This is a genomic window from Shewanella sp. H8 (genome assembly GCF_040285065.1).
GTDB lineage: Bacteria > Pseudomonadota > Gammaproteobacteria > Enterobacterales > Shewanellaceae > Shewanella > Shewanella polaris.
Genome location: NZ_CP157213.1, coordinates 4,021,603 through 4,041,671, shown reverse-complemented (window position 1 = coordinate 4,041,671; position 20,069 = coordinate 4,021,603). Strand labels below are relative to the sequence as shown.

General features: G+C 40.4%; 19 protein-coding genes. 10 read left to right on the top strand and 9 right to left on the bottom strand.

Going from position 1 to position 20,069, the window contains the following annotated elements; genetic code table 11:
- Nucleotides 1–83: 83 nt before the first annotated feature.
- Entirely contained in the window at nucleotides 84–875 is a 792-nt protein-coding gene (locus tag ABIS04_RS17655; RefSeq protein WP_350431922.1) for a transporter substrate-binding domain-containing protein, read from the bottom strand.
- Nucleotides 876–1,069: 194 nt separating this feature from the next.
- On the opposite strand from ABIS04_RS17655, the gene ABIS04_RS17650 reads away from it, so the two are divergent.
- Both ABIS04_RS17650 and ABIS04_RS17645 read left to right on the top strand, forming a co-directional pair.
- Entirely contained in the window at nucleotides 1,070–2,074 is a 1,005-nt protein-coding gene (locus tag ABIS04_RS17650; RefSeq protein ID WP_350431921.1) for an NAD(P)H-quinone oxidoreductase, read from the top strand.
- A gap of 467 nt (nucleotides 2,075–2,541) precedes the next feature.
- Nucleotides 2,542–2,979, top strand: coding sequence for a hypothetical protein (locus tag ABIS04_RS17645; RefSeq protein ID WP_350431919.1), 438 nt, complete (start codon nucleotides 2,542–2,544; stop codon nucleotides 2,977–2,979).
- Between the two features lie 156 nt (nucleotides 2,980–3,135).
- On the opposite strand, the gene ABIS04_RS17640 is transcribed toward ABIS04_RS17645, so the two are convergent.
- The 6 genes from ABIS04_RS17640 to cutA form a co-directional block, all read right to left on the bottom strand.
- Nucleotides 3,136–3,549, bottom strand: a complete 414-nt coding sequence (locus ABIS04_RS17640) for a DUF2391 family protein (RefSeq protein ID WP_137224910.1) — start codon at nucleotides 3,547–3,549, stop codon at nucleotides 3,136–3,138.
- The gene (locus ABIS04_RS17635; RefSeq protein ID WP_350431918.1) at nucleotides 3,539–4,573 is read right to left on the bottom strand and encodes an aldose epimerase family protein; all 1,035 of its coding nucleotides are present in this window, start codon (nucleotides 4,571–4,573) and stop codon (nucleotides 3,539–3,541) included. Before ABIS04_RS17635 ends, ABIS04_RS17640 begins: the two co-directional genes overlap by 11 nt.
- 25 nt (nucleotides 4,574–4,598) lie before the next feature.
- Nucleotides 4,599–5,741, bottom strand: coding sequence for a galactokinase (gene galK / locus ABIS04_RS17630; RefSeq protein WP_350431917.1), 1,143 nt, complete (start codon nucleotides 5,739–5,741; stop codon nucleotides 4,599–4,601).
- A gap of 171 nt (nucleotides 5,742–5,912) precedes the next feature.
- Nucleotides 5,913–7,577: a cation:proton antiporter family protein gene (locus tag ABIS04_RS17625; protein ID WP_350431916.1), complete on the bottom strand. Its 1,665-nt coding sequence runs from the start codon at nucleotides 7,575–7,577 to the stop codon at nucleotides 5,913–5,915.
- A gap of 187 nt (nucleotides 7,578–7,764) precedes the next feature.
- Nucleotides 7,765–9,615: a protein-disulfide reductase DsbD gene (locus ABIS04_RS17620; RefSeq protein ID WP_350431915.1), complete on the bottom strand. Its 1,851-nt coding sequence runs from the start codon at nucleotides 9,613–9,615 to the stop codon at nucleotides 7,765–7,767.
- Complete coding sequence (cutA, locus tag ABIS04_RS17615; protein WP_137224918.1) at nucleotides 9,612–9,938, bottom strand: divalent-cation tolerance protein CutA; 327 nt, start codon at nucleotides 9,936–9,938, stop codon at nucleotides 9,612–9,614. Before cutA ends, ABIS04_RS17620 begins: the two co-directional genes overlap by 4 nt.
- 220 nt (nucleotides 9,939–10,158) lie before the next feature.
- Here cutA and ABIS04_RS17610 point away from each other — a divergent pair, with 220 nt between their 5' ends.
- Entirely contained in the window at nucleotides 10,159–10,779 is a 621-nt protein-coding gene (locus tag ABIS04_RS17610) for an FxsA family protein (protein ID WP_137224920.1), read from the top strand.
- A gap of 101 nt (nucleotides 10,780–10,880) precedes the next feature.
- Here ABIS04_RS17610 and ABIS04_RS17605 read toward each other — a convergent pair whose 3' ends face one another.
- Nucleotides 10,881–11,255: a hypothetical protein gene (locus ABIS04_RS17605; RefSeq protein WP_350431914.1), complete on the bottom strand. Its 375-nt coding sequence runs from the start codon at nucleotides 11,253–11,255 to the stop codon at nucleotides 10,881–10,883.
- Nucleotides 11,256–11,345: 90 nt separating this feature from the next.
- The gene (locus tag ABIS04_RS17600; protein ID WP_240778396.1) at nucleotides 11,346–12,782 is read right to left on the bottom strand and encodes an MATE family efflux transporter; all 1,437 of its coding nucleotides are present in this window, start codon (nucleotides 12,780–12,782) and stop codon (nucleotides 11,346–11,348) included.
- Between the two features lie 211 nt (nucleotides 12,783–12,993).
- Between ABIS04_RS17600 and ABIS04_RS17595 the strand changes: the two genes are divergently transcribed.
- From ABIS04_RS17595 to ABIS04_RS17565, 7 genes are all read left to right on the top strand, one after another.
- Nucleotides 12,994–13,284, top strand: coding sequence for a co-chaperone GroES (locus tag ABIS04_RS17595; RefSeq protein WP_124015245.1), 291 nt, complete (start codon nucleotides 12,994–12,996; stop codon nucleotides 13,282–13,284).
- 56 nt (nucleotides 13,285–13,340) lie between these two features.
- Nucleotides 13,341–14,981 (top strand): chaperonin GroEL, encoded by a 1,641-nt coding sequence (groL, locus tag ABIS04_RS17590; protein WP_350431913.1) that lies wholly within the window; start codon nucleotides 13,341–13,343, stop codon nucleotides 14,979–14,981.
- A gap of 353 nt (nucleotides 14,982–15,334) precedes the next feature.
- On the top strand, nucleotides 15,335–16,477 hold the full coding sequence (locus ABIS04_RS17585) for an XRE family transcriptional regulator (RefSeq protein ID WP_350431911.1): 1,143 nt from the start codon (nucleotides 15,335–15,337) through the stop codon (nucleotides 16,475–16,477).
- A complete protein-coding gene (locus tag ABIS04_RS17580; RefSeq protein WP_350431910.1) occupies nucleotides 16,474–16,965 on the top strand; it encodes a DUF4411 family protein in 492 nt (163 codons plus the stop codon). The genes ABIS04_RS17585 and ABIS04_RS17580 overlap by 4 nt, the downstream gene beginning before the upstream one ends.
- 445 nt (nucleotides 16,966–17,410) lie before the next feature.
- Nucleotides 17,411–17,611 (top strand): helix-turn-helix transcriptional regulator, encoded by a 201-nt coding sequence (locus ABIS04_RS17575; protein WP_350431909.1) that lies wholly within the window; start codon nucleotides 17,411–17,413, stop codon nucleotides 17,609–17,611.
- 365 nt (nucleotides 17,612–17,976) lie between these two features.
- Nucleotides 17,977–19,350 carry a HipA domain-containing protein gene (locus tag ABIS04_RS17570; protein ID WP_350431908.1) on the top strand — a complete coding sequence of 458 codons (1,374 nt, stop codon included), beginning with the start codon at nucleotides 17,977–17,979 and terminating at the stop codon, nucleotides 19,348–19,350.
- Nucleotides 19,347–19,961 (top strand): helix-turn-helix transcriptional regulator, encoded by a 615-nt coding sequence (locus tag ABIS04_RS17565; RefSeq protein WP_350431907.1) that lies wholly within the window; start codon nucleotides 19,347–19,349, stop codon nucleotides 19,959–19,961. The genes ABIS04_RS17570 and ABIS04_RS17565 overlap by 4 nt, the downstream gene beginning before the upstream one ends.
- Nucleotides 19,962–20,069 lie beyond the last annotated feature (108 nt).

Here is a 20,069-nt window from a genome sequence, read left to right as displayed (position 1 = left end):
TAAGGTTATGCAGTTAGAAGAGTGTTACTAAGTTTTACATGGTGCGGACGTAAGTGCTGTATGACATAAAATAGTTCGTAAGATTATTTGAAATTAGGCAGAAATTTTTGTAAATTTTTATGACGAACTTCATTAGGCACTACTTTAGGTAGAATTTTGTATTTATTGATAATCTGTTGATATTCGCCATTGGCTTTTAGCATGTCGATGCCATTGGTAAAGGTGATTGAACTGTCCTTATTTTGCTGATTAAAAGCAACATATAAGGGGGTTGGTTTACCTATGGTGCCTGCATAGCGAAGTTGCTGATTTAAGTTTAATTGACTTGCGGTGTACTCAATGACATTTTTGTTGCCGACGATCACCGAATGACGACCTTTTACTAGGCGAATAATGTTCATTGCTAATGGATCGCGACCTGAAGCAAAATAAGTATTTGTATGAACATTAAACCAAGCGTCGAGTTCTACGCCATAGTGATAACCGCTTACTACTGCAACTTGTTGAGATTGATTGAGATCAGTAATGTGCTCAAATGTTTCATTACTACCGACAAGGGTATAAAAGTCGATGCTGTTATATCCTACAATCACATCAGGATTAATTAATTGATTTTTGGTAATGGTGTGTGGCATCAATGCCAATACAGCGTCAATGTTATTCTTTTGCAGTTCAACTAAGGCACGTTTATAAGGAATCGTTTGGAATTCAACTGATTGACCTTGAATCTCAAAGGCTCGACGAGTGAGCTCTACTACGTAGCCGGTTTGATTTTCGCAGATGTATGGGCACCAAATATCTGAGGCGATGCGGATAGGCGTAGCATGGGCTTGAAAACAGAAAATGGACAGTATAACCAACAGGTACTTTAACAACTCTTTTGCTCCATGTTTTGAACGGGCGGGTATAGTAATTGTTTAAAGTGTATAGGCAACCTTTTTTGGTTAAAAAACGCCCTACTTTAGGCATTGCTAACAAACACACTCGTTATGTGAATGGGAATCGCTAAAAACAAACATACTGTTAACACTGATTTCTCATCATTAACAATTAACCGAGATAATATTTTATGGCGACGTTAAATAGACAATTTACCCATGTGGTTGTTGAACAACCTGGTGAACCGACTGCTATGACCATGGCACAATCAACTCTTGCGATGCCAACAGCGGGTCAAGTAACGATTAAGGTCTATGCAGCAGGCGTTAATGGTCCTGATATTAAACAGCGTGCAGGGGCTTATCCACCGCCGGCAGACGCCAGTCCGATCCTTGGTTTAGAAGTAGCGGGTGAGATTGTTGATGTGGCAGATGATGTTACCCAGTGGCAAGTTGGCGATAAAGTCTGTGCCTTAGTGCCAGGTGGTGGCTATGCCGAGTTAGTAAACACTTACGCAGCCCATTGCTTACCTATCCCTACTGGTTACAGTTATGTGCAAGCAGCCGCTCTACCTGAAACTTTTTTTACTGTGTGGGGGAATTTGTTTATTCGTGGTGGACTTAAAGAAGGCGAAACAGTTCTTATCCATGGGGGCTCTGGCGGCATAGGCACTACCGCTATTCAAATGGCGAGTCGTTTAGGGGCAACGGTATTAGCAACCTCTGGGACTGCAGAGAAATGCCAATACTGTCTTGCTCAAGGTGCTAGCGTAGCGATTAACTATAACGAGCAGCACTTTGTTGAACCAATCTTAGCGGCGACAAATGGTTTAGGCGTTAACGTCATTATGGATATCGCAGGTGGCGACTTTATTAACGAAAACCTTAAAGCCATCGCCATAGATGGGCGCATGGTATCGGTTTCCACAGCACGAGGTGCCCAAGCCACTGTGGATATTTTTCGGATTATGGCTAAACGTGTTATTTGGACTGGTTCAACCCTACGTCCGCAAAGTGTAACCAATAAAGCGCAAATTGCTCATGGTTTAGCGCAGTATGTATGGCCATTACTTAATAGTGGTGAAATGAGTATCCCTGTCGATAGCGTATTTGCTTTTTCTCAGGTGGTTGAAGCACATAAACGAATGGAGTCGGGGCAGCATAAGGGCAAGATTGTATTAGATCTGCAAGCTTAAACGATGAATAGTTTTTTCTATGTTAGATAACACCCAGATGTGAAACGCGATATATTTTGATAAAAAACTTGAAGCTTAATTTTTTTAAGCTAGAGTCTGGATTATACAATTTTGAAGATAAAGTTTTGAAGATAAAGTCTTGAAGATAAAGTCATTGGCTAAAGTCTTGATGACACAGTCATTGGCTAAAGTCTTGATGACACAGTCATTGGCTAAAGACGGCCAATGACTGTTGTTAGGACATTATTTTGTAAAACAAATGGCACTAAGTCGTTAAAAAGTGCCTATAAAAGACACTTTTATGCAATTTCGCAAAATTTTCATCATTTTAGGCATTGATTCTCAGAAATATTCTGTTTAAATACTCACAGAAATACAGAACAGATATCGTGATGCGGTATGAAGGTATTATCTTCAATAAACCTGCATTTTTTAGAATATGTGTTGATTTAAGGGCGTTAGCATATATGTATAACACAGCAAAAAAACAACTTTGGTTTGGTGAATTAAGAACATCAAAAGGCAACACAATTGTTGTTCATGATAACCAGCTGCCAGACGCGTCACCAGGACGTATTTTTATGTACAACACCATCCGTAATACGATAGTGGAGTATGTAGAAGACATCGTTAAAGTTAACTTACATGACTTGGATGATGAACAAACAAAAGCAGCAATAGCTGAATATAGCGATGCGTGGCAAGCGGCACGTGCTGAATTTATGTTAAAGCACCAAGCGCGTATCGATTTGTCTGCTGTACCTGATACGGCACCGCCACGTAAAGCGAAACCCGTGCCAGAGCCAGATGACATCGTTGACTCAGATGATGACGACATTCCAGAATTAGATGATTCAGATGATGACGAAAGCTTTGATGATATGGGTGAAAACGAAGATGATTAATGGTGTCAATAATATTAAGTCACCAACTTAATATTCACTGTACACACTTCATCTATTAACCTAGTTTGTCGAGCTTAATGTTAGTCGAGCTTAATTAATCGTCTATCAGTATTGATGTTAATGACATAAAGAATCATTCGGAATTCTTTATGTCGTTTATTCTTTATCGAAACTGTCGACGATAATCGCACCCATAGACGCGGGCATCGCGATTAAAATAATCCGCTTTAATGCTAAAATGGGATCGTCCCATAACGGTAATTTATTTAACGCCAACAGCACAACTCCCACCACTAATAATGTCAATATGTATGCCGCTATTACCCGTAACAAAAACGCTTGTTTACGCTTAACGATATTTGCCTGAAATACACTTTGGTAAGCAAATAAGGTAATAAACGCCAACGACAATAGCACTACAAGTACTAAGTTTACTGTCGGCAAACTGGCAGATAAACGCCATGCTTCTTCAGAAAACGCAATCGGCACCGACATGGCAAAAGCCCCGACGGCAATTTGACCAATATCTTCAGCATTAAAAGTGGTTTGTTCTGGCTTATTATTTAGCATCAAAATGGTATCGAGTTATGTGGTGATACAACTTACCAGGTGTTAGCCATACATCGCCGGGTAAATCCGGCTGATTAGGCGAGTCTGGTAACATTTGAGGTTCTATACATACAGCTTGATGGTCGTTTAATACTCGTTGCTTTTTGCCTATAGTGCCTTGTAAAAAGTTAGCGCCGTAAACTTGAACCCCAGGTTGATTGGTGTAAATCGTCATACTGCGACCACTTTGTTCACTGGCTAAACAACCAAACCTCTGTAAATCAGCCCCCGGATTATCGAGCACATAGCAATGGTCAAAACCTTTGGTGGCAGCTAATGCCGCGCGTGAAGTTTGCACCGACATAGGTGTGGGCACTTTCATGTCTAAATCACTGCCAGCAGTGGGTTGCATTGCGGTTGGTATGCCAACATCATTCATGCAGAGGTAGGTTTTTGCATCGACTTGTAAGGTATGTTTAGCATTGGTGTCACTGCGATTACCGTCTAAATTAAAGTAGCTGTGTTGGGTTAAACTAATTGGGCAAGCTTTGTCTGTACTGGCGAGCATTTCAATATACAAATTGTTGCCCACTAAACGGTAGTCTAATTGCACGGTGCAATTACCTGGGAATCCCATGTCACCATCTGGACTTTTTAAGGTTAAGCGTACGCCGTCACTTAAGGTCCCTAGCTGCCATAATTTTCGATTAAAACCTTCTGTGCCACCATGTAAACAATTGGTCGCTTGGTTAACACTAAGTTGGTATTGCTCGCCATTATATTGCATTTTACCATTAGCAATTCGATTACTATAACGTCCGGCAATGGCACCTAAATGGGCTTTTTGGGCTAAATAATCTTCGGCGCTGTCGCAACCTAAGACAATATTTTTGCGTTCACCATTACGATCTGGAGTCCATAACGAGCGAATAATCCCGCCTAAACTTAATACTTCAAGTGCGATGATGCCATTATCAATTCTAACCCGTTCAATCTCACCACCACGGGGATCTTGCCAAGGTTCCAACACACTAAAACGTACCATTTATGCCTCTCTAATCTGTAACGTATTAACCAATGCGACCGGCACCGCCACTGGCTGCACACAAGTGAATAGCTGCTTCGATACCCGTTTGTTTAAAAAATTGATTTTCGACTAAATTGATCACTTTATCGGTGAGGTCATGGTTAACCAACGCCAACACACAACCATCACTCATGCGTACACCGCCTTGCTCACCGATAAGTGTCGAAATCATGGTGACTAAGGTGTCTATTTCAGGCGTGATAATATCAAAGTCATCGCGCATAGATATTTGAGATTGCGCCATTAACTGGCTAAATCGAGGGATATTATTTTGTTGTAACGCTCGAGCTGTATTACTGGTGCGCTGATTTTCACTGATGATATGACGAGCACGGCGGAATTGTTCATCGCTGAGTAGTTCTTTATGTTGAGTTAATAAGCTTAATGACAAGTCACGTAACGAATCGAGTCCAAGCAACTTAGTGATTTGCCTGCATTCTTGTTTACGCTGTTCAAATTGTTGCATAAATCCGTGACGGTCTTGTTTCAAATCAATTACGATTAAGCTTAGTTCTTCTGGCAATAACACAGGTTCACTTTCTAACTCTAAAAAATCAATCAGTAAAGCATGATCAGGTACGGCCATAGCACTGATCATTTGGTCCATCATACCGCAATCTAATTGCATAAATTGGCTTTCGCCACGTTGAGCTAATTGGGCGATGGCCATAGGTGATAAGTTTAATTGACTGGCATAACTGATTGCTGTCCCAAAAGCGATTTCAAGCGCTGCTGATGAAGATAACCCTGCGCCGAGTGGCACGTCGCCAACAATAGCCAAGTCTAAGCCCTTTGCGCGTAAACCTGATTGGTTCATAGCCGCTGTCACGCCTTTTAGGTAATTAACCCAATCATCATCTGCAGCGACTGCACCTTCTTCACCAAATTGCCATTGTTTGATTTGGCCAGGAAAAGCAGTGGTGACGGCACGAAATAAATGGTCATCGCGATGTTTAACGGCAATAACAGTATGAAAGTTAATTGCTGCGGGCAGTGCGAGACCTTCGTTATAGTCAGTATGTTCACCCATAATGTTCACTCGCCCGGGTGCTTGGTATAAGTCGTCAGCTTTAGTACCAAATGTTTGAACAAATAATTTAGTCGCGCGTTGAGCAGGGTTTGACATACTTCAAAAAATCCAAAAAAGGGTGACAAGAAAAGTCTTATTAATGAGTTATAGCATGACTTTACTGTGTCTGTAACTGAGATTTGTTTATCCGAAGTAAAATTGAAAATACTTTGTAGTAAACAAAAACGCCTAGAGTGTTATCTAGGCGTCTGTATATAACCATTAGTTTTATAATGGCGTTTGAGGTTGCTCAATATCTGATACATCAGATTCTGCCGTATTGGCAGAGACGAGTTCGGGGTTCAATTCTGGTGGTGAATCAAGTAACTCTTTAATGACATGATCAGCGAAACCAGCACCTGCGGCTTCATATAGGTTGTATACAGTGTTTACGCCAGAATCTTTTAATGACTCGGCATCTTCTGAATATTGCACTATCGCACTGATTTTTCCTTCGTAATTAAGCTTTTTCAGTTGTTGCACCGCAAATAAATTACCGACGTGATTTGGCATCGCCAGCAACACTAATTCTAAATGTGGTGCTCGTTCAAGCTTTAACCAAAAGTCAGTATCGCCAGCGTCACCTTGTACGACATGACGGTCTTGGCTGCGGTGGAAATCAACTAACTCTTGTTTATGCTCAATTCCTAAAATTTCGCCAGTGTATTTTGAACGTAACTCATCATAGGCACCGGAGCCAATTCGTCCCATACCTAAAATTAAAAAGCGCGGATTACCAATAGGAATTTGCCTGTCTTCAGGGTGTAAAGGATGGCGCTCTAGCTTTTTTAGTTTGGCTTGGTAACGTAAATAAATCTTTGAGGCACTTTTATTGAATGGTGCCGCAAATAAGAAACTAATGCTTAAGGCGACCGCGATAATGATTAGCCATTCTGGTGGTAACCAGCCTTTATGTGCAGCAACCGCCGCAACAATCAACCCAAACTCACTGTAGCTTCCTAAGTTAAATGAGGCGAGTAATGAAGTACGCGAACGAAGTTTAAAACGAGTCAGTAGGTAAACAAACATCAAAATCTTAGCGGGTATTAGCACCACTAAAATAGCGGCTAAACCAATGTCAGCTAAAGTGGGCAGTCCATTTAAGCCAATGGTTAAGAAAAAGGCGACTAAGAATAGCTCTTTAAAGTAATAAATTGACTTGGCCAGCTCAGACGATTTTGCATGCCCAGCCAATAAAATACCGATAATCAATGCACCTAAATCGGGTTTTAGCCCCACAGCTTCAAATAACCATGCACCCACCACCAATGCCATGACTAAACCAAATAATACCAGCATTTCACCGTGACCAACGCGGTCGAATATTTTATAAATAAGTGGTCGGGCTAATGGTAGTAACAATAAGCCAAAGGCCCAAACGGAAGGAATATTACCTTTTGAAATAGTCAGGAACACCACCGCAAAGATATCTTGCATAATCAAGATACCAACCGCCACTCGGCCATAAAGCGACTGCATATCACCACTGTCTTCGAGGACTTTTACAGCAAATACGGTACTGGAAAAACTGAGTGCAAACGAAATCAACATCAGCTGATTAAAGCTAAATCCGTCGAGCTGTTCGATACCTAAAAAGCCCAATAACTTAAGTATTGGCACAAAAAATAGAATCGAACCGATTAAATGTAAGCTTGAACCGGCCCATACTTCAGCTTTAAACAAACTTTTAAGGTCTAGTTTAAGGCCAATAGAAAACAACAGTAAGGTGACACCTAAATCAGCAAGTTGCTGCAAAATAGGTAAGCTAGTGTCTTCAATGCCTAAGGTGAACAATACAAAACCAGCTGCAAGATAACCAATGAGTGGCGGTAAACCTACTCGGCTGACAAGCATTCCGCAAAGTAGGGTGATAATCAGGATAGCGGGTTCCATAAAGCGCCTTGAATAAGGGATATAAAATCATATTGTATAAGAAAAAAGTTAACTTTCGATGACTTTAATGCGTTAAATGCAAAAAACAGCATCTTTAGTAGCTAAAGATGCTGTTTTGCATAATGTTTATTGAGTGTGGTTTAAATAGCGCTTTAGCCAATGAACCCGCTAAATATCGCTCGCTAACTTACTTTGTTAATAGCAAATCTAAATGAGCTGCAAAATCTTTTGGGCCCATAAAACCGGTTACTCGTAGGTCTTCACGTTGTTTACCGTTTTGATCAAACATCAATAACGTCGGTAAACCCAGTACGCCATAGTGTTCAAGTAAGGCAATATCAATGTCGTCACTGGCGGTGACATCGGCTTGCAATAACACCATTTGGTTCATACGCTTGGCGACTTCATCATTTTTAAAAGTAATGGCTTCAAACTCTTTACAGGCCACACACCAGTCGGCGTATAAATCTAGCATCACGGTTTTACCGCTAACACTGGCTTTATCCAATTCAAGATCTAAGTCTTGTAGCGACTTAATGCGGATAAAGTGATTGGCTTCGGTATTGGCTTTGCCATCTATACTCGTTTGAGTCATGTTTGGGTTTTGGTGACCAAAACTTGTCATTAATGCTTGGAAGCCATATGAGAAACTTGCCATCAACGCCAGTAATAACAATACCCCACGAGTACTTTGTTTCCAGTTAAATTCTGACAACCGGTTTTGATGCATTAAGTAAGCGATTAAGCTTATTGCCCATACAGACCAAAGTAAATCGGACACTAAACCTGGCCAAATACGACCAATCATCACAATCGATACAGAAATCAACAAGAAGCCGAAGATGGTTTTAATAATATCCATCCAAGCCCCAGCTCGCGGTAATATCTTACCACCCGAAGTACCAATAATTAATAACGGTAAGCCCATGCCCATGCTTAATACATACAGGGCTAAAAAGCCTTGCAGTAAGTCACCAGACTGCGCCACGTAAATAAGCACGCCAGATAACGGTGCCGTGGTACAAGGTGAGGCCACTAAGCCAGAAATCACTCCCATCATAAACACGCCAATAAGGTTGCCACCTTTTTGGTTGTTCGACATCGAGTTCATTTTTTCTTGCCATTTTGATGGCAATTTCAAGTCATACATGCCGAACATCGACAAACTCAGCATTACAAACATAACGGCCAAAAATATTAAAATGGCTGGGTGTTGTAAGGCCGCTTGAAACTTAAGTCCGGCAGAGGCAACTACTAATCCTAATAAGGAATAAGTAATTGCCATTCCTTGTACATAAGCCATTGATAGCGTGAAAGCTTTAGCAGTAGACAGCTTTTTGCCTTGGCCAACAATAATACCCGACAAAATAGGGTACATCGGAAACACACAAGGCGTTAATGCTAAGCCAATACCTAAACCAAAGAAAATCACTAAGGTCCATAATAGGCTATCGTTTTGTAGCATTTGGTTTAAGGTGTCTTGTTGAGTAATTGGAGCGGTTGCGGTATCTGTTGCTTCAGCTTGATCCGCAGCGCCAATCACTTCTTTATTGGTTAACGTGCCATCATTTGCAGCAATGGCGGTTAAAGTGACATCGTGTTTGGTGGGCGGATAACACAAGGTACCTTCCGCACAACCCATAAAGGTAACGTGAAACACGGCATCGGCTTGAGCTTCTTTAAAAGCAATCGGGATTTCTACAAACGAGTAAAATACCTCTTGGTCGCCAAAATACTCATCATGATGGTTTTTACCATGAGGTAATTCAATATCACCTATTACCGCACCATCAACAGAAAACTGCAATTTGTCGCGATATAGATAATAACCTTCGGCGATGACAAAATTGATTTTGAGCTGATTACCTTGTTGTTGATAATCAAACACAAAAGCATCGTTAACCTTCATTAACTCCGGTTCGCTGCTTAAAAAGCTGAATTTACTGCTCGACGAATTAGCACTGTGTGCCACTGGTGAGAGTATGATTGATGACATCAGTAAAAATGATGTCAGGCAAAGTGCGACGATTTTTTTCATGATGGTGAGTTGTCTTTTATCCATTGTAAATAAGGGCCAAAACCACCGATAATCGGAGTGGCAATGAATTCTGGTACTTCATAAGGATGCATTTGGATCACGAGTTGTTCAATGGCATGATAATCACTCGTCATACATTTTATTTGCATTGGTACTTCATACGACTGACAGATGTTATTGTCCCATCGATAAACTGATTCAACGACTTGGCCAATTTGCACACAAGCCGCTAATTTCGCCTCAACCAATGCAGCTGCAATGCGTGACGCTGTTTCTGCATCTGGGCAGGTGGTTAAAATGAGCAGCTGTTCAGGTTTATACATAAGTTGTCTTAAAGTTTACTTAAGTTAACGGTGTTAGAGTGAGCACAGTACGATGTTTTACGAACATTTTCATTAAACAGGGGCGATATTCGTGACGCGTCTTGAAAAGAGACCCGTTAACCCCCATTAAAGTTTCATCGGCAACAGTTATTTTATCGGTCGCCACTCTGTTATCTTAGTAAGTCGTCACTCTATCAAAAAGCGATCCTTAGAGGCCAATATGTTTTTTATTTTATTGTTAATATTTGTTTTAGTTCCCGTCATTGAGCTCAATGTACTGATAGAAGTTGCGGGTTCAATTGGCTCATGGGCAACTGTGGGCTTGGTACTTTTTACAGCCGTTGTTGGTGTGTCACTGGTGCGCAGCCAAGGATTAAGTACCTTAATGTCGGTGCAAGAGAAGTTAGCCCGTGGTGAAGCACCTGGACAAGAAATTGTTGAAGGCATGATGTTAGCAGCCGCAGGAGTATTATTACTTATTCCAGGTTTTGTTACTGACTTTATCGGTTTAGTGTTATTAACGCCGTTTACCCGAGCGCCCATTGCTGCATTTTTATATAAACGTATGCAACTTCGCGTTATCGCTAATGGTGGTTTTCCTCCAGGATTTGGCGCTGGCGGTGGGCAGAGTCCATTCGGACAATCAGGCCCGTTTGCAGGTAAAGGCCCATTTGATCAACAGGGAAATACGTTCGACGGTGATTTTGAGAGTAAAGATGAACAACCGCGCAGCCATCAAATCGAGTATGACAATGCCGATGCCGATCGCGATATTGACAAGGATGACGACATTATTGATGTTGAACCGACCCAGCCTAAAGATGACAACAAACCATCGTAGTAACCTGAAGGCAATTCGATTTCGGAGCTAATGCCGCTATTAGGCTATTAGTCTATAGAGAACACAAAACAGCCGACTGATGCTGATGCACTACTTGATCACTACAATTCGGCTGTTTTTGATTCTGATTGGAGTTGCTTGTCTTGTTGAGCTCCGAGCCAAACTGCACTAATAATGCTGAGTCCCCAATTGGCTAAAAATATCCAAGTGAGTGTTGCCATGCTTGAGCTGCCAGTGTCGAGTGCGACATTAGAGACTGCCGCATAAATAGAGCCTAAATCATTGCCAATATTACCTGCCAAAATTTGCTCTGCAATCACTTGGGCGCGGCTAATAATTTGATTCATTAATACTAAAATACACACCACACTGACACTGATAAATCCCCAGCCGAGTAATTTTTTACCTAACCAGAGTTGACCACTGCCAGGGCAAATAATGCCAGAAAGCATGGCGGCATAAATGGATTTTTTCATCGTAAAGTCACTGTACTTGCCATTAAGGTGCTGCTATTAATCCCCCGACACTGCTTAAAAAGCAAGTGTGACGGGCATTATTAACACAGTTTAATATTCGCGGAGATGATGAGTCATGGAGTCTTTTTCATCGGCTTGTTGGTTAGGTTCATCAGTATCAGTCGCTTTGGGGTAAGGCACGGCATGATTCATGTTTTGTGGTTCGCTAATCTTGGTCGCTAAATAGTAACAAGCAATTCCCATTAAGGTATTGGTGATAGGCAATGCAAGTAAAATACCTTTTACACCGCCCACATAAGAACCCAGCAGCGCCAGCGGTAACATTAATAATAGTAAGCGACACAAGTTAATCACCAGAGAACTCAGCGGTCTGTGGTAAGCATTTAAGCTAGTCGCAAAAATAATTAAAATACCCAGCGGTCCATATGCGGCAGGCAACACCATAATATAAAAACTCAGCCACTCAATAACCAGCGGATCGTGAGTAAACCATCCGGCAATTATATCAGCGGAAAAATACAGTGGAATAAACAATAATGTTTGAAATACAAACGCAAATCGCAACGACATTAATAAGGCTTTTTTTGCTCGGTCATGTTGGCCAGCACCTAAGTTTTGCGCAATAAACGGCATTAAACTCGACGACAAGGCCATCACCACAATCAGTAACACTGACTCAAGGCGAATACCCGCACCAAAGGCGGCCACACCGCTATTATCAATACGGGCTAACATCGCCATAATAATGCCGTTAGCAATAGGGTTAATCACATTCATTAATGCTGCTGGGCGGGCGATATGGGATAACACTTTAAAATGCAAAATCAATCGACCAAAATCAAACTCAGCAAACTTCACCAATTTACGTTTAACTACAATCAAGTGACCCGCTAATGACATTGCCACCACCCAAGAGAGTGTTGTTGCAATGGCAGCGCCTTGGATTTCTAAACGTGGAAAAGGGCCAATGCCGAAGATAAGTAATGGGTCGAGGATCAAGTTTACAATGGCGGCTAGCATCATAATTTTAGCCGGGGAATGAGTGTCTCCCGTGGCACGTAATGCCTGATTACCCACCATTAATAATACCAATGCAGGGGCACCTAAATACCAGTACCACATGTAATCATTAATTAATGGCAAACTGGCACTGTTAGCGCCCAGTAAACTAAAAGTAGGTTCAATGAAGACACAACCGAGTATGGATAAGCCCCAAATAATCACCAAGGTTATCCATAAGGTGTCATATAAAAACACTCTTGATTCCGGCGCATGCCCAGAACCAATTAAGCGACCAAGATTGGTCGACACGCCTGCACCAATACCAATACCTATACTGGTAATCACTAAGGTGACAGGGAAAGTAAAGCTCACCGCAGCCAGAGCTTCAGTGCCTAACTTACTGATAAAAAAGATGTCTACCAGACTGCCACCAAGAATGGTCATAATGCCAATCAAGTTAGGCAACGTCATGTTTAGCAGCACACGGCCAATAGGGGCGGTGAGCAACCCATGTCTGTCTTTCATCTATTCTCGGTTTAAGTATTTCAAAGGAATAGAATTCTATCAGGATTAGTGCGCCATTAATAAATCAGACTTAAAAAAAGTGGAGTTTTTTTTAAAATTCCCCTTGGATCTGTGATCAATCACCCCCATATCTCATGCACAAGGGAAAAGCCCTTTTATGTTAGTTAATAGCCTCGTTTTTTGGGCATCAAATCATTAGGAGAGTTCATAGATGAATATTCGTCCATTACATGACCGCGTTATCGTTAAACGTTTAGAAGTTGAATCTAAATCAGCAGGCGGCATCGTACTTACAGGCAGCGCAGCTGAAAAATCAACTCGCGGTGAGATCCTTGCTGTAGGCAACGGTCGTATTTCAGAAAATGGCACAGTTACACCACTTGACGTTAAAGTGGGCGACGTGGTGATCTTCAACGAAGGTTACGGCGTGAAGAAAGAAAAAATTGACGGTGAAGAAGTCTTAATCCTGTCAGAAGCTGACCTGATGGCAGTAGTAGGCTAAGCCTCACGCATCAATCGACTTTCCAATTAATCATTAAATTTAAAGGAACATCAAAAATGGCAGCTAAAGAAGTCTTATTTGGTAATGACGCACGCGTAAAAATGCTTGCAGGCGTTAACATCCTAGCCAACGCAGTTAAAGTAACCTTAGGCCCTAAAGGTCGTAACGTTGTTTTAGATAAAAGCTTTGGTTCACCAATGATCACCAAAGATGGTGTGTCAGTGGCGAAAGAAATCGAACTAACAGACAAGTTCGAAAACATGGGCGCACAAATGGTTAAAGAAGTTGCTTCTAAAGCCAATGATGCAGCCGGTGACGGTACCACTACTGCAACAGTATTAGCTCAGTCTATTGTTGTTGAAGGCCTAAAAGCAGTTGCAGCGGGTATGAACCCAATGGATCTTAAGCGCGGTATCGACAAAGCGGTTATCGCAGCCGTTGCTGAGCTTAAATTGCTTTCTCAAGAATGTTCAGACTCTAAAGCCATTGCTCAGGTTGGTACTATCTCAGCAAACTCTGATGAGTCAATCGGCGAAATCATTGCTACAGCAATGCAAAAAGTCGGTAAAGAAGGTGTTATCACCGTTGAAGAAGGCCAAGCGCTTGAAAACGAATTAGACGTTGTTGAAGGTATGCAGTTTGACCGTGGTTATTTATCACCATACTTCATCAATAAGCCAGAAACTGGCAGCATTGAATTAGACAGCCCATTCATTTTATTAGTAGACAAAAAAGTCTCTAACATTCGTGAATTGCTACCAATTCTTGAAGGTCTAGCTAAAACAGGTAAGCCATTGCTTATCGTTGCAGAAGACGTTGAAGGCGAAGCATTAGCCACATTAGTTGTTAACAACATGCGTGGTATCGTTAAAGTGGCAGCGGTTAAAGCCCCTGGTTTTGGCGATCGTCGTAAAGCAATGCTTCAAGATGTTGCTATCCTAACTGGCGGTACTGTTATCGCTGAAGAAATCGGCCTAGAGCTTGAAAAAGCGACCCTAGAAGATTTAGGTACTGCTAAGCGCGTTATCATCACTAAAGATAACACCACCATCATTGATGGTAGCGGCGACCAAGCACAGATTTCAGCACGTGTTTCGCAAATCAAACAACAAGTTGAAGAATCAACTTCAGACTACGACAAAGAAAAACTTCAAGAGCGTATGGCTAAGTTAGCTGGCGGTGTTGCAGTGATTAAAGTTGGCGCAGCAACAGAAGTTGAAATGAAAGAGAAAAAAGCCCGCGTAGAAGATGCATTACATGCAACTCGCGCAGCAGTTGAAGAAGGTGTGGTCGCCGGTGGTGGTGTTGCCCTTGTTCGCGTAGCAAGCAAAATTAAAAACGTTGAAGTGATTAACGAAGACCAAAAACACGGTGTGGTTATTGCCCTACGTGCTATGGAAGCGCCTTTACGTCAAATCGCAACTAACGCTGGTCAAGAAGCATCAGTTGTCGCTAACACTGTTAAAAACGGTGAAGGTAACTTCGGTTACAACGCTGGCAACGACACTTACGGTGACATGTTAGAAATGGGTATCCTAGACCCAACTAAAGTAACGCGTAGTGCATTACAGTTTGCTGCATCTATTGCTGGCTTAATGATTACCACTGAAGCGATGATTGCTGAAGTACCACAAGAAGCTTCTGCTCCAGATATGGGCGGAATGGGTGGTATGGGCGGTATGGGCGGCATGATGTAATCTAGCTGGTCTAAATCGGTGATAACTGCGTTGCTTCACCACTCGTTTATGAGAAACTAAACGTCGTGGTAAAGCGCCTTGTTCTAACACGATTTATCCTGCGCTATATTGCTTGTCGTTCTAAAGCTTAAAGCCAAACTTCTTGTAAAAGAATAGAAAAATCCCCGATACCTAACGGTATCGGGGATTTTTGTTTTTATAGAGGGCATAATATTATTATATCTAGTTATATTATTTCAAAATTTACTTTGGCCAGCATTTAATTTTACTCCTCATTTACTTAATGAAATAAACTTATTCATAGGATAGAATAAATTAATCAAACACCGTAAAAGTATTAAAAGACGTTAACCATGGCTGTTGCATACGCACATATAAATCCAGAAAATCTCAGATGGGCTCGTGAAAGAGCGCATTTGACTATGGGTATGCTTGCTAGGAAATTAAATATTAGTGAAGAAAAATTAGTGGCTTGGGAAAATGGTCACAAAAAAATTACTTTTAATCAAGCAAAGTCTGTCGCTGAAAAAACCTACATCCCATTCGGTTATTTGTTTTTAAAAAATACACCTAAGGAAAAACTACCAATACCAGATCTACGAACTGTTGATGGTGAAGAGTTACGTCAACCTAGTGCAGAGTTACTTAAAATAATCCAAATTGTTATTGCTCGGCAACACTGGTATCAAGAGTATCAAGCAGAACAAGGTATTGAGAATAACTCCTATATTGGTCGTTTTAATTCTGACAGTAGTTTCGTCAATATTGTTAAAGATATGCGAAAAGCACTAGGTGTTGGAGCGCATCCTGAGCGTGGAAGTTGGGAAGAATATCAACGGTTACTAGTTAAACGTATTGAACAACTTGGCATTTTAGTAATGCGCCATGGTGATTTAGGACACCATACTAAAAAATTATCTGTTGAAGAGTTTCGTGGTTTTGCTATTTACGATAAGACCTCCCCTGTCATTTTTGTAAATCAAGCTGATGCGCCTAGTGCAAGGCTTTTTACTTTAATGCACGAACTTGCTCATATATGGATTGGACAAAGTGGCGTATCTGATGCGAGTGCTAAAGCACACCGTAAAGAAGAGGTTTTGTGTAATGCAGTTGCTGCTGAGTTTTTAGTGCCGCAAGATGAGTTTTTAGGTTTATGGAAAAATACAGAAAACTGGATTGATAATTTACCTCAGCTAGAAGCACACTTCCATGTAAGCAAATGGGTATTAGCGCGTAGAGCCTTAACTTTAGCTCTTATTACTCAATCTCAATATGGTAAGTATATTACCTTTTTGAAGAAACAACATGAGCAAAGAGAAAAAAGGAACAGTGCGCCAAGTTATTACCGCACTGTTAATAGTCAAATCAGTGAAAACTTTTCTCGTGCTTTAATTGCTGAAACTTTAAGCGGTAAAGTCCTCTTAAGGGATGCTGGCCAATTATTAGGCATGAAGCCTAACAACATCACTAAATTTGCCAAGGAGCTAGGTATTTGAATTATTTATTAGACTCTAATACTTATATCCAAGCAAAGAACTTTTACTATGATATGGAATTTTGTCCTGCTTATTGGGACTGGCTTGATCAGCAGTTTAATAGTGGTCAATTAGCCAGTATCATCAGTGTTTATGATGAATTGGCTAACTATGGTGATGAACTAACCCATTGGGTTAAAGATAGAAAAGAGCACTTTTTACCAATTTCAGAAGATGTTACTCAAGAAAAGTTTATTGAAGTTGTTCAGTATGTTTCTGAGTTAGAGAATAAAAATCCTGAAAATGTAGTAAACTTTTTAGATAAAGCTGATCCTTGGCTTATTGCAAAGGCAATAGTGACAGGTGCAACTATTGTTACTCATGAAGTGCTTGATCCTCCTAATAGTAAGAAAGTTAAAATTCCAAATATTTGTAAAGAATTTAATGTTGAATACATTACTACATATCAACTTCTAAGGAAGCTTGAAGCAAAATTTATCTTGTCTTAATAGTCGAGGTAAAAGTAAACTTTCTGCCCCACAATACTGTCTATGCCATTTCTTCGACGTAATTCAGCTATTACTCCCGCATAATTTTATCCAGATATCCCATGGCGAAGGCCGATAACACGAAGGTGATGTGGATGAGCAAATACCACAGGTTTTGTCATTCGCTATAAGTAAGTGGGGTCAGATCAAACTTTCTGCCTCACTATCCAGATATCCTCATTGTAAAGCCAATAACACCGATGTGATGTGGATGAGTAAATACCACATAATTTGTCGTTATCTATATTAATTTCTATCAATCTTCGGGCCAATTTCTCAGTCTGTAATGACTACATCTAATCAGCAAATCACTAAATAATCGAATAGTGTAACAACCTACACTTTTGTTGCTCTTGACAGGGGAAATTACAGTAAAGTGTAGCAAAGTACACTTTGGACTAACGTTATGACATCTGCACTCAATCAACAATCTTTGGGTTTACTCATTAAAGAAACCAGAAAAAATGCGGCATTGACTCAAGATGTGGCGGCGATGTTGTGTGGCGTGACCAAAAAGACGTTAATCCGTGTCGAGAAAGGTAATGATGTTTATATCTCGACAGTGTTCAAAATTCTTAATGGCCGAATAAGTGGGATCAGGGTCTGAGGGATCCCTCAGACTCTGATCTAATTTATCGTAGGCACACTTCAGAATGAATTTAACCCTGACCCCACTTGTTATTATTGAGTAGTTTAATGTTCAATATGTGGTGTTCTTACTAACCATTGAGTACTATAAGATACAATAGAGGGCTGCGACAGTAATTATTGAGTATTACCGGACGCATTCATGATCAACGTAATAATATTCTAATGAACCAAATTAACTTCAAGCACAAATAACTCGATGAGTCGTATAGCACCCAATAATCAAGGTCAATCATAATTATTGAGTATTATAAGGCACTTTATTTGATAATTTTCATATTTTTGAGTACAATAATATTCATTAAATATAAAAAAGAGTGTTCAATGGAAGCGATTAATTCAAAAAATTTAAATGAACTAACTGTACAAGCTTTCATTGATAATTCATGGAAGGATATTGCGAAGATTACATTCCCAAAGAATGCTGACTACACGTATGGTGCTACCGAAGTTGACTATGAATCTAGCTATGCTATTGATAATCTTTCTGCGGATGATCACCATGCAGTATCTATAAATCACCCTGTTGAATTATTTTTTGATGACAGTGAACAAAAAGGTTGGTTGAAGTTCATTGACGATATTATTCCGAGTGGCTCAAGCCGTAAGTACTGGCTAACGCAAATAGATACAGAGGGAATGTCAGCTAATCAACAAAAGTTCGTGTTGCTAGCATTTGGTACCATTTCTCCCATTGGGAATTTACGCATCAAAGAATCTATCGAAGCGGTTAATAAAGTACCAACGCAATACTTTTCAGTGTCAGATGTCGCAAGTAGAGCGGCAGACTTTCTGAGTTATGCACAAACTCGGGGGGCCGCAGCGGGTGGTGCGACTGGAGCAGGTGGAGAAGCCCCCAAACTGCTACTAAGACGCAGCAAAGACGATCTTGTGTGGATAGATACCTATCAAGATAATACTAATATCGATGATATGTATTACCTCGTTAAATTCCCGAGAGGGAATAGAAGGGGAATTAATGATGCGGTGTTAGTTGCCGAGTACCATTATTACCATGAGTTAACCGCTATGGGTTTTAGCACTATACCTGTAGCTGACATGAAATTAGAAAAAGGTGAAAACTATCATTCACTTTGGTTGCCTAGGTTCGATATAGAGACTCAAGCCGATGGGACGACCAAACGTTATGGCATGGAGTCTGTGTACTCAATGCTAAAAAAACCGCCAGCTACTATTTTAGATCATGGCGAGACAATACGTGAGTTGATTGACCTGATCACTCAAAGTAATACTGTCAAGGAGAAGAAGCTATCCTTTGATGTTGAGGCATTTATAATTGAATGGGTTCGCCGCGACTTATTAAATATTGCGTTTGGCAATAGTGATAATCACGGTCGAAATACTTCATTCTATAAAGATGACAAAGGAATAAGATTAACCCCCATTTATGATTTTGCGCCTATGAAAGCGGATCCTGATGGTATACCAAGAACAACGAAATGGGCTGCGCCAGCTTTAGAGCTTGGTGGTAAATTTAACTTTATTGAGATTGCATACTCCTTAAGTGATTTAATTGACCCACAATTCTTGATCAATGAATTGAGGACAACTGGACGTCAATTAGTAGGTTTAAAACAGAGGCTAATAGACCGTGGTGTTCCTGAACAAATAGTGAATCTGCCAACAATTGGGTTTGATTTTCTAGATGAAAAATTGGAAGGGTGGGGATTATTATGAAAAAGACAATTTTAACGAATACCGTCAATTTCTTAAAAAAACATAATGATGATAACAATATGAAATTTAACAGCGAGGGTGAACGTATTGGGACTAAAAACGATAATGTGCAAGGTCAAACTGTAGCTAATCGAGCTGATGGTAACTTTGTAAATATGAGTGTTGACATGGGAAAGCCTGTGGTAAAAAGAGTTCCACTCCCGAACAGAAGTGCTACTTTACCCTCGCATAATCGTAAACCATTGGTAATAAAAGTAACAACTAGAGATGAGACTCAAGTTAGGCAACGTTCGTCTACGAACACGGCTATTAAAGATGTAAAGTTACGTAAGTCAGTTATTAATAGTGTTATTACTAAATTACTATTTTCTGAAATTACACAAGGAGATGCCTTAATTCAGTTACGGATACAGGTACTAGGTTTAAACCAAGAAAAATATGCGAAATTAGTTAACGTTTCTCGTAAAAAACTTTCTGATATAGAAAATAACAGAAGCAACCCAAGTGTTGACGTTTTGAATAAAGTTTTTAAGCCTTTTGGTTTAAATGTGGGTTTGATACCAATCTCACCTACTGTATTGCAAAACGTTCTAGATGGTGATGATGAATAAATATCACATAATGTGTAGTTATCTATATTGATTACTACCAATCTTCTGGTCAATTTCTCAGTCTGTAGTGGCTACATTTAATCAGCAAATCTTTATCTAAAGCAAAAG

Excerpts from the sequence above, each read along its gene's own strand:
- ABIS04_RS17650 (WP_350431921.1), top strand. The coding sequence starts at position 1,070 with ATGGCGACGTTAAATAGACAATTTACCCATGTGGTTGTTGAACAACCT.
- ABIS04_RS17645 (WP_350431919.1), top strand. The coding sequence starts at position 2,542 with ATGTATAACACAGCAAAAAAACAACTTTGGTTTGGTGAATTAAGAACA.
- ABIS04_RS17640 (WP_137224910.1), bottom strand. The coding sequence starts at position 3,549 with ATGCTAAATAATAAGCCAGAACAAACCACTTTTAATGCTGAAGATATT.
- ABIS04_RS17635 (WP_350431918.1), bottom strand. The coding sequence starts at position 4,573 with ATGGTACGTTTTAGTGTGTTGGAACCTTGGCAAGATCCCCGTGGTGGT.
- galK (WP_350431917.1), bottom strand. The coding sequence starts at position 5,741 with ATGTCAAACCCTGCTCAACGCGCGACTAAATTATTTGTTCAAACATTT.
- ABIS04_RS17625 (WP_350431916.1), bottom strand. The coding sequence starts at position 7,577 with ATGGAACCCGCTATCCTGATTATCACCCTACTTTGCGGAATGCTTGTC.
- ABIS04_RS17620 (WP_350431915.1), bottom strand. The coding sequence starts at position 9,615 with ATGAAAAAAATCGTCGCACTTTGCCTGACATCATTTTTACTGATGTCA.
- cutA (WP_137224918.1), bottom strand. The coding sequence starts at position 9,938 with ATGTATAAACCTGAACAGCTGCTCATTTTAACCACCTGCCCAGATGCA.
- ABIS04_RS17610 (WP_137224920.1), top strand. The coding sequence starts at position 10,159 with ATGTTTTTTATTTTATTGTTAATATTTGTTTTAGTTCCCGTCATTGAG.
- ABIS04_RS17605 (WP_350431914.1), bottom strand. The coding sequence starts at position 11,255 with ATGAAAAAATCCATTTATGCCGCCATGCTTTCTGGCATTATTTGCCCT.
- ABIS04_RS17600 (WP_240778396.1), bottom strand. The coding sequence starts at position 12,782 with ATGAAAGACAGACATGGGTTGCTCACCGCCCCTATTGGCCGTGTGCTG.
- ABIS04_RS17595 (WP_124015245.1), top strand. The coding sequence starts at position 12,994 with ATGAATATTCGTCCATTACATGACCGCGTTATCGTTAAACGTTTAGAA.
- groL (WP_350431913.1), top strand. The coding sequence starts at position 13,341 with ATGGCAGCTAAAGAAGTCTTATTTGGTAATGACGCACGCGTAAAAATG.
- ABIS04_RS17585 (WP_350431911.1), top strand. The coding sequence starts at position 15,335 with ATGGCTGTTGCATACGCACATATAAATCCAGAAAATCTCAGATGGGCT.
- ABIS04_RS17575 (WP_350431909.1), top strand. The coding sequence starts at position 17,411 with ATGACATCTGCACTCAATCAACAATCTTTGGGTTTACTCATTAAAGAA.
- ABIS04_RS17570 (WP_350431908.1), top strand. The coding sequence starts at position 17,977 with ATGGAAGCGATTAATTCAAAAAATTTAAATGAACTAACTGTACAAGCT.
- ABIS04_RS17565 (WP_350431907.1), top strand. The coding sequence starts at position 19,347 with ATGAAAAAGACAATTTTAACGAATACCGTCAATTTCTTAAAAAAACAT.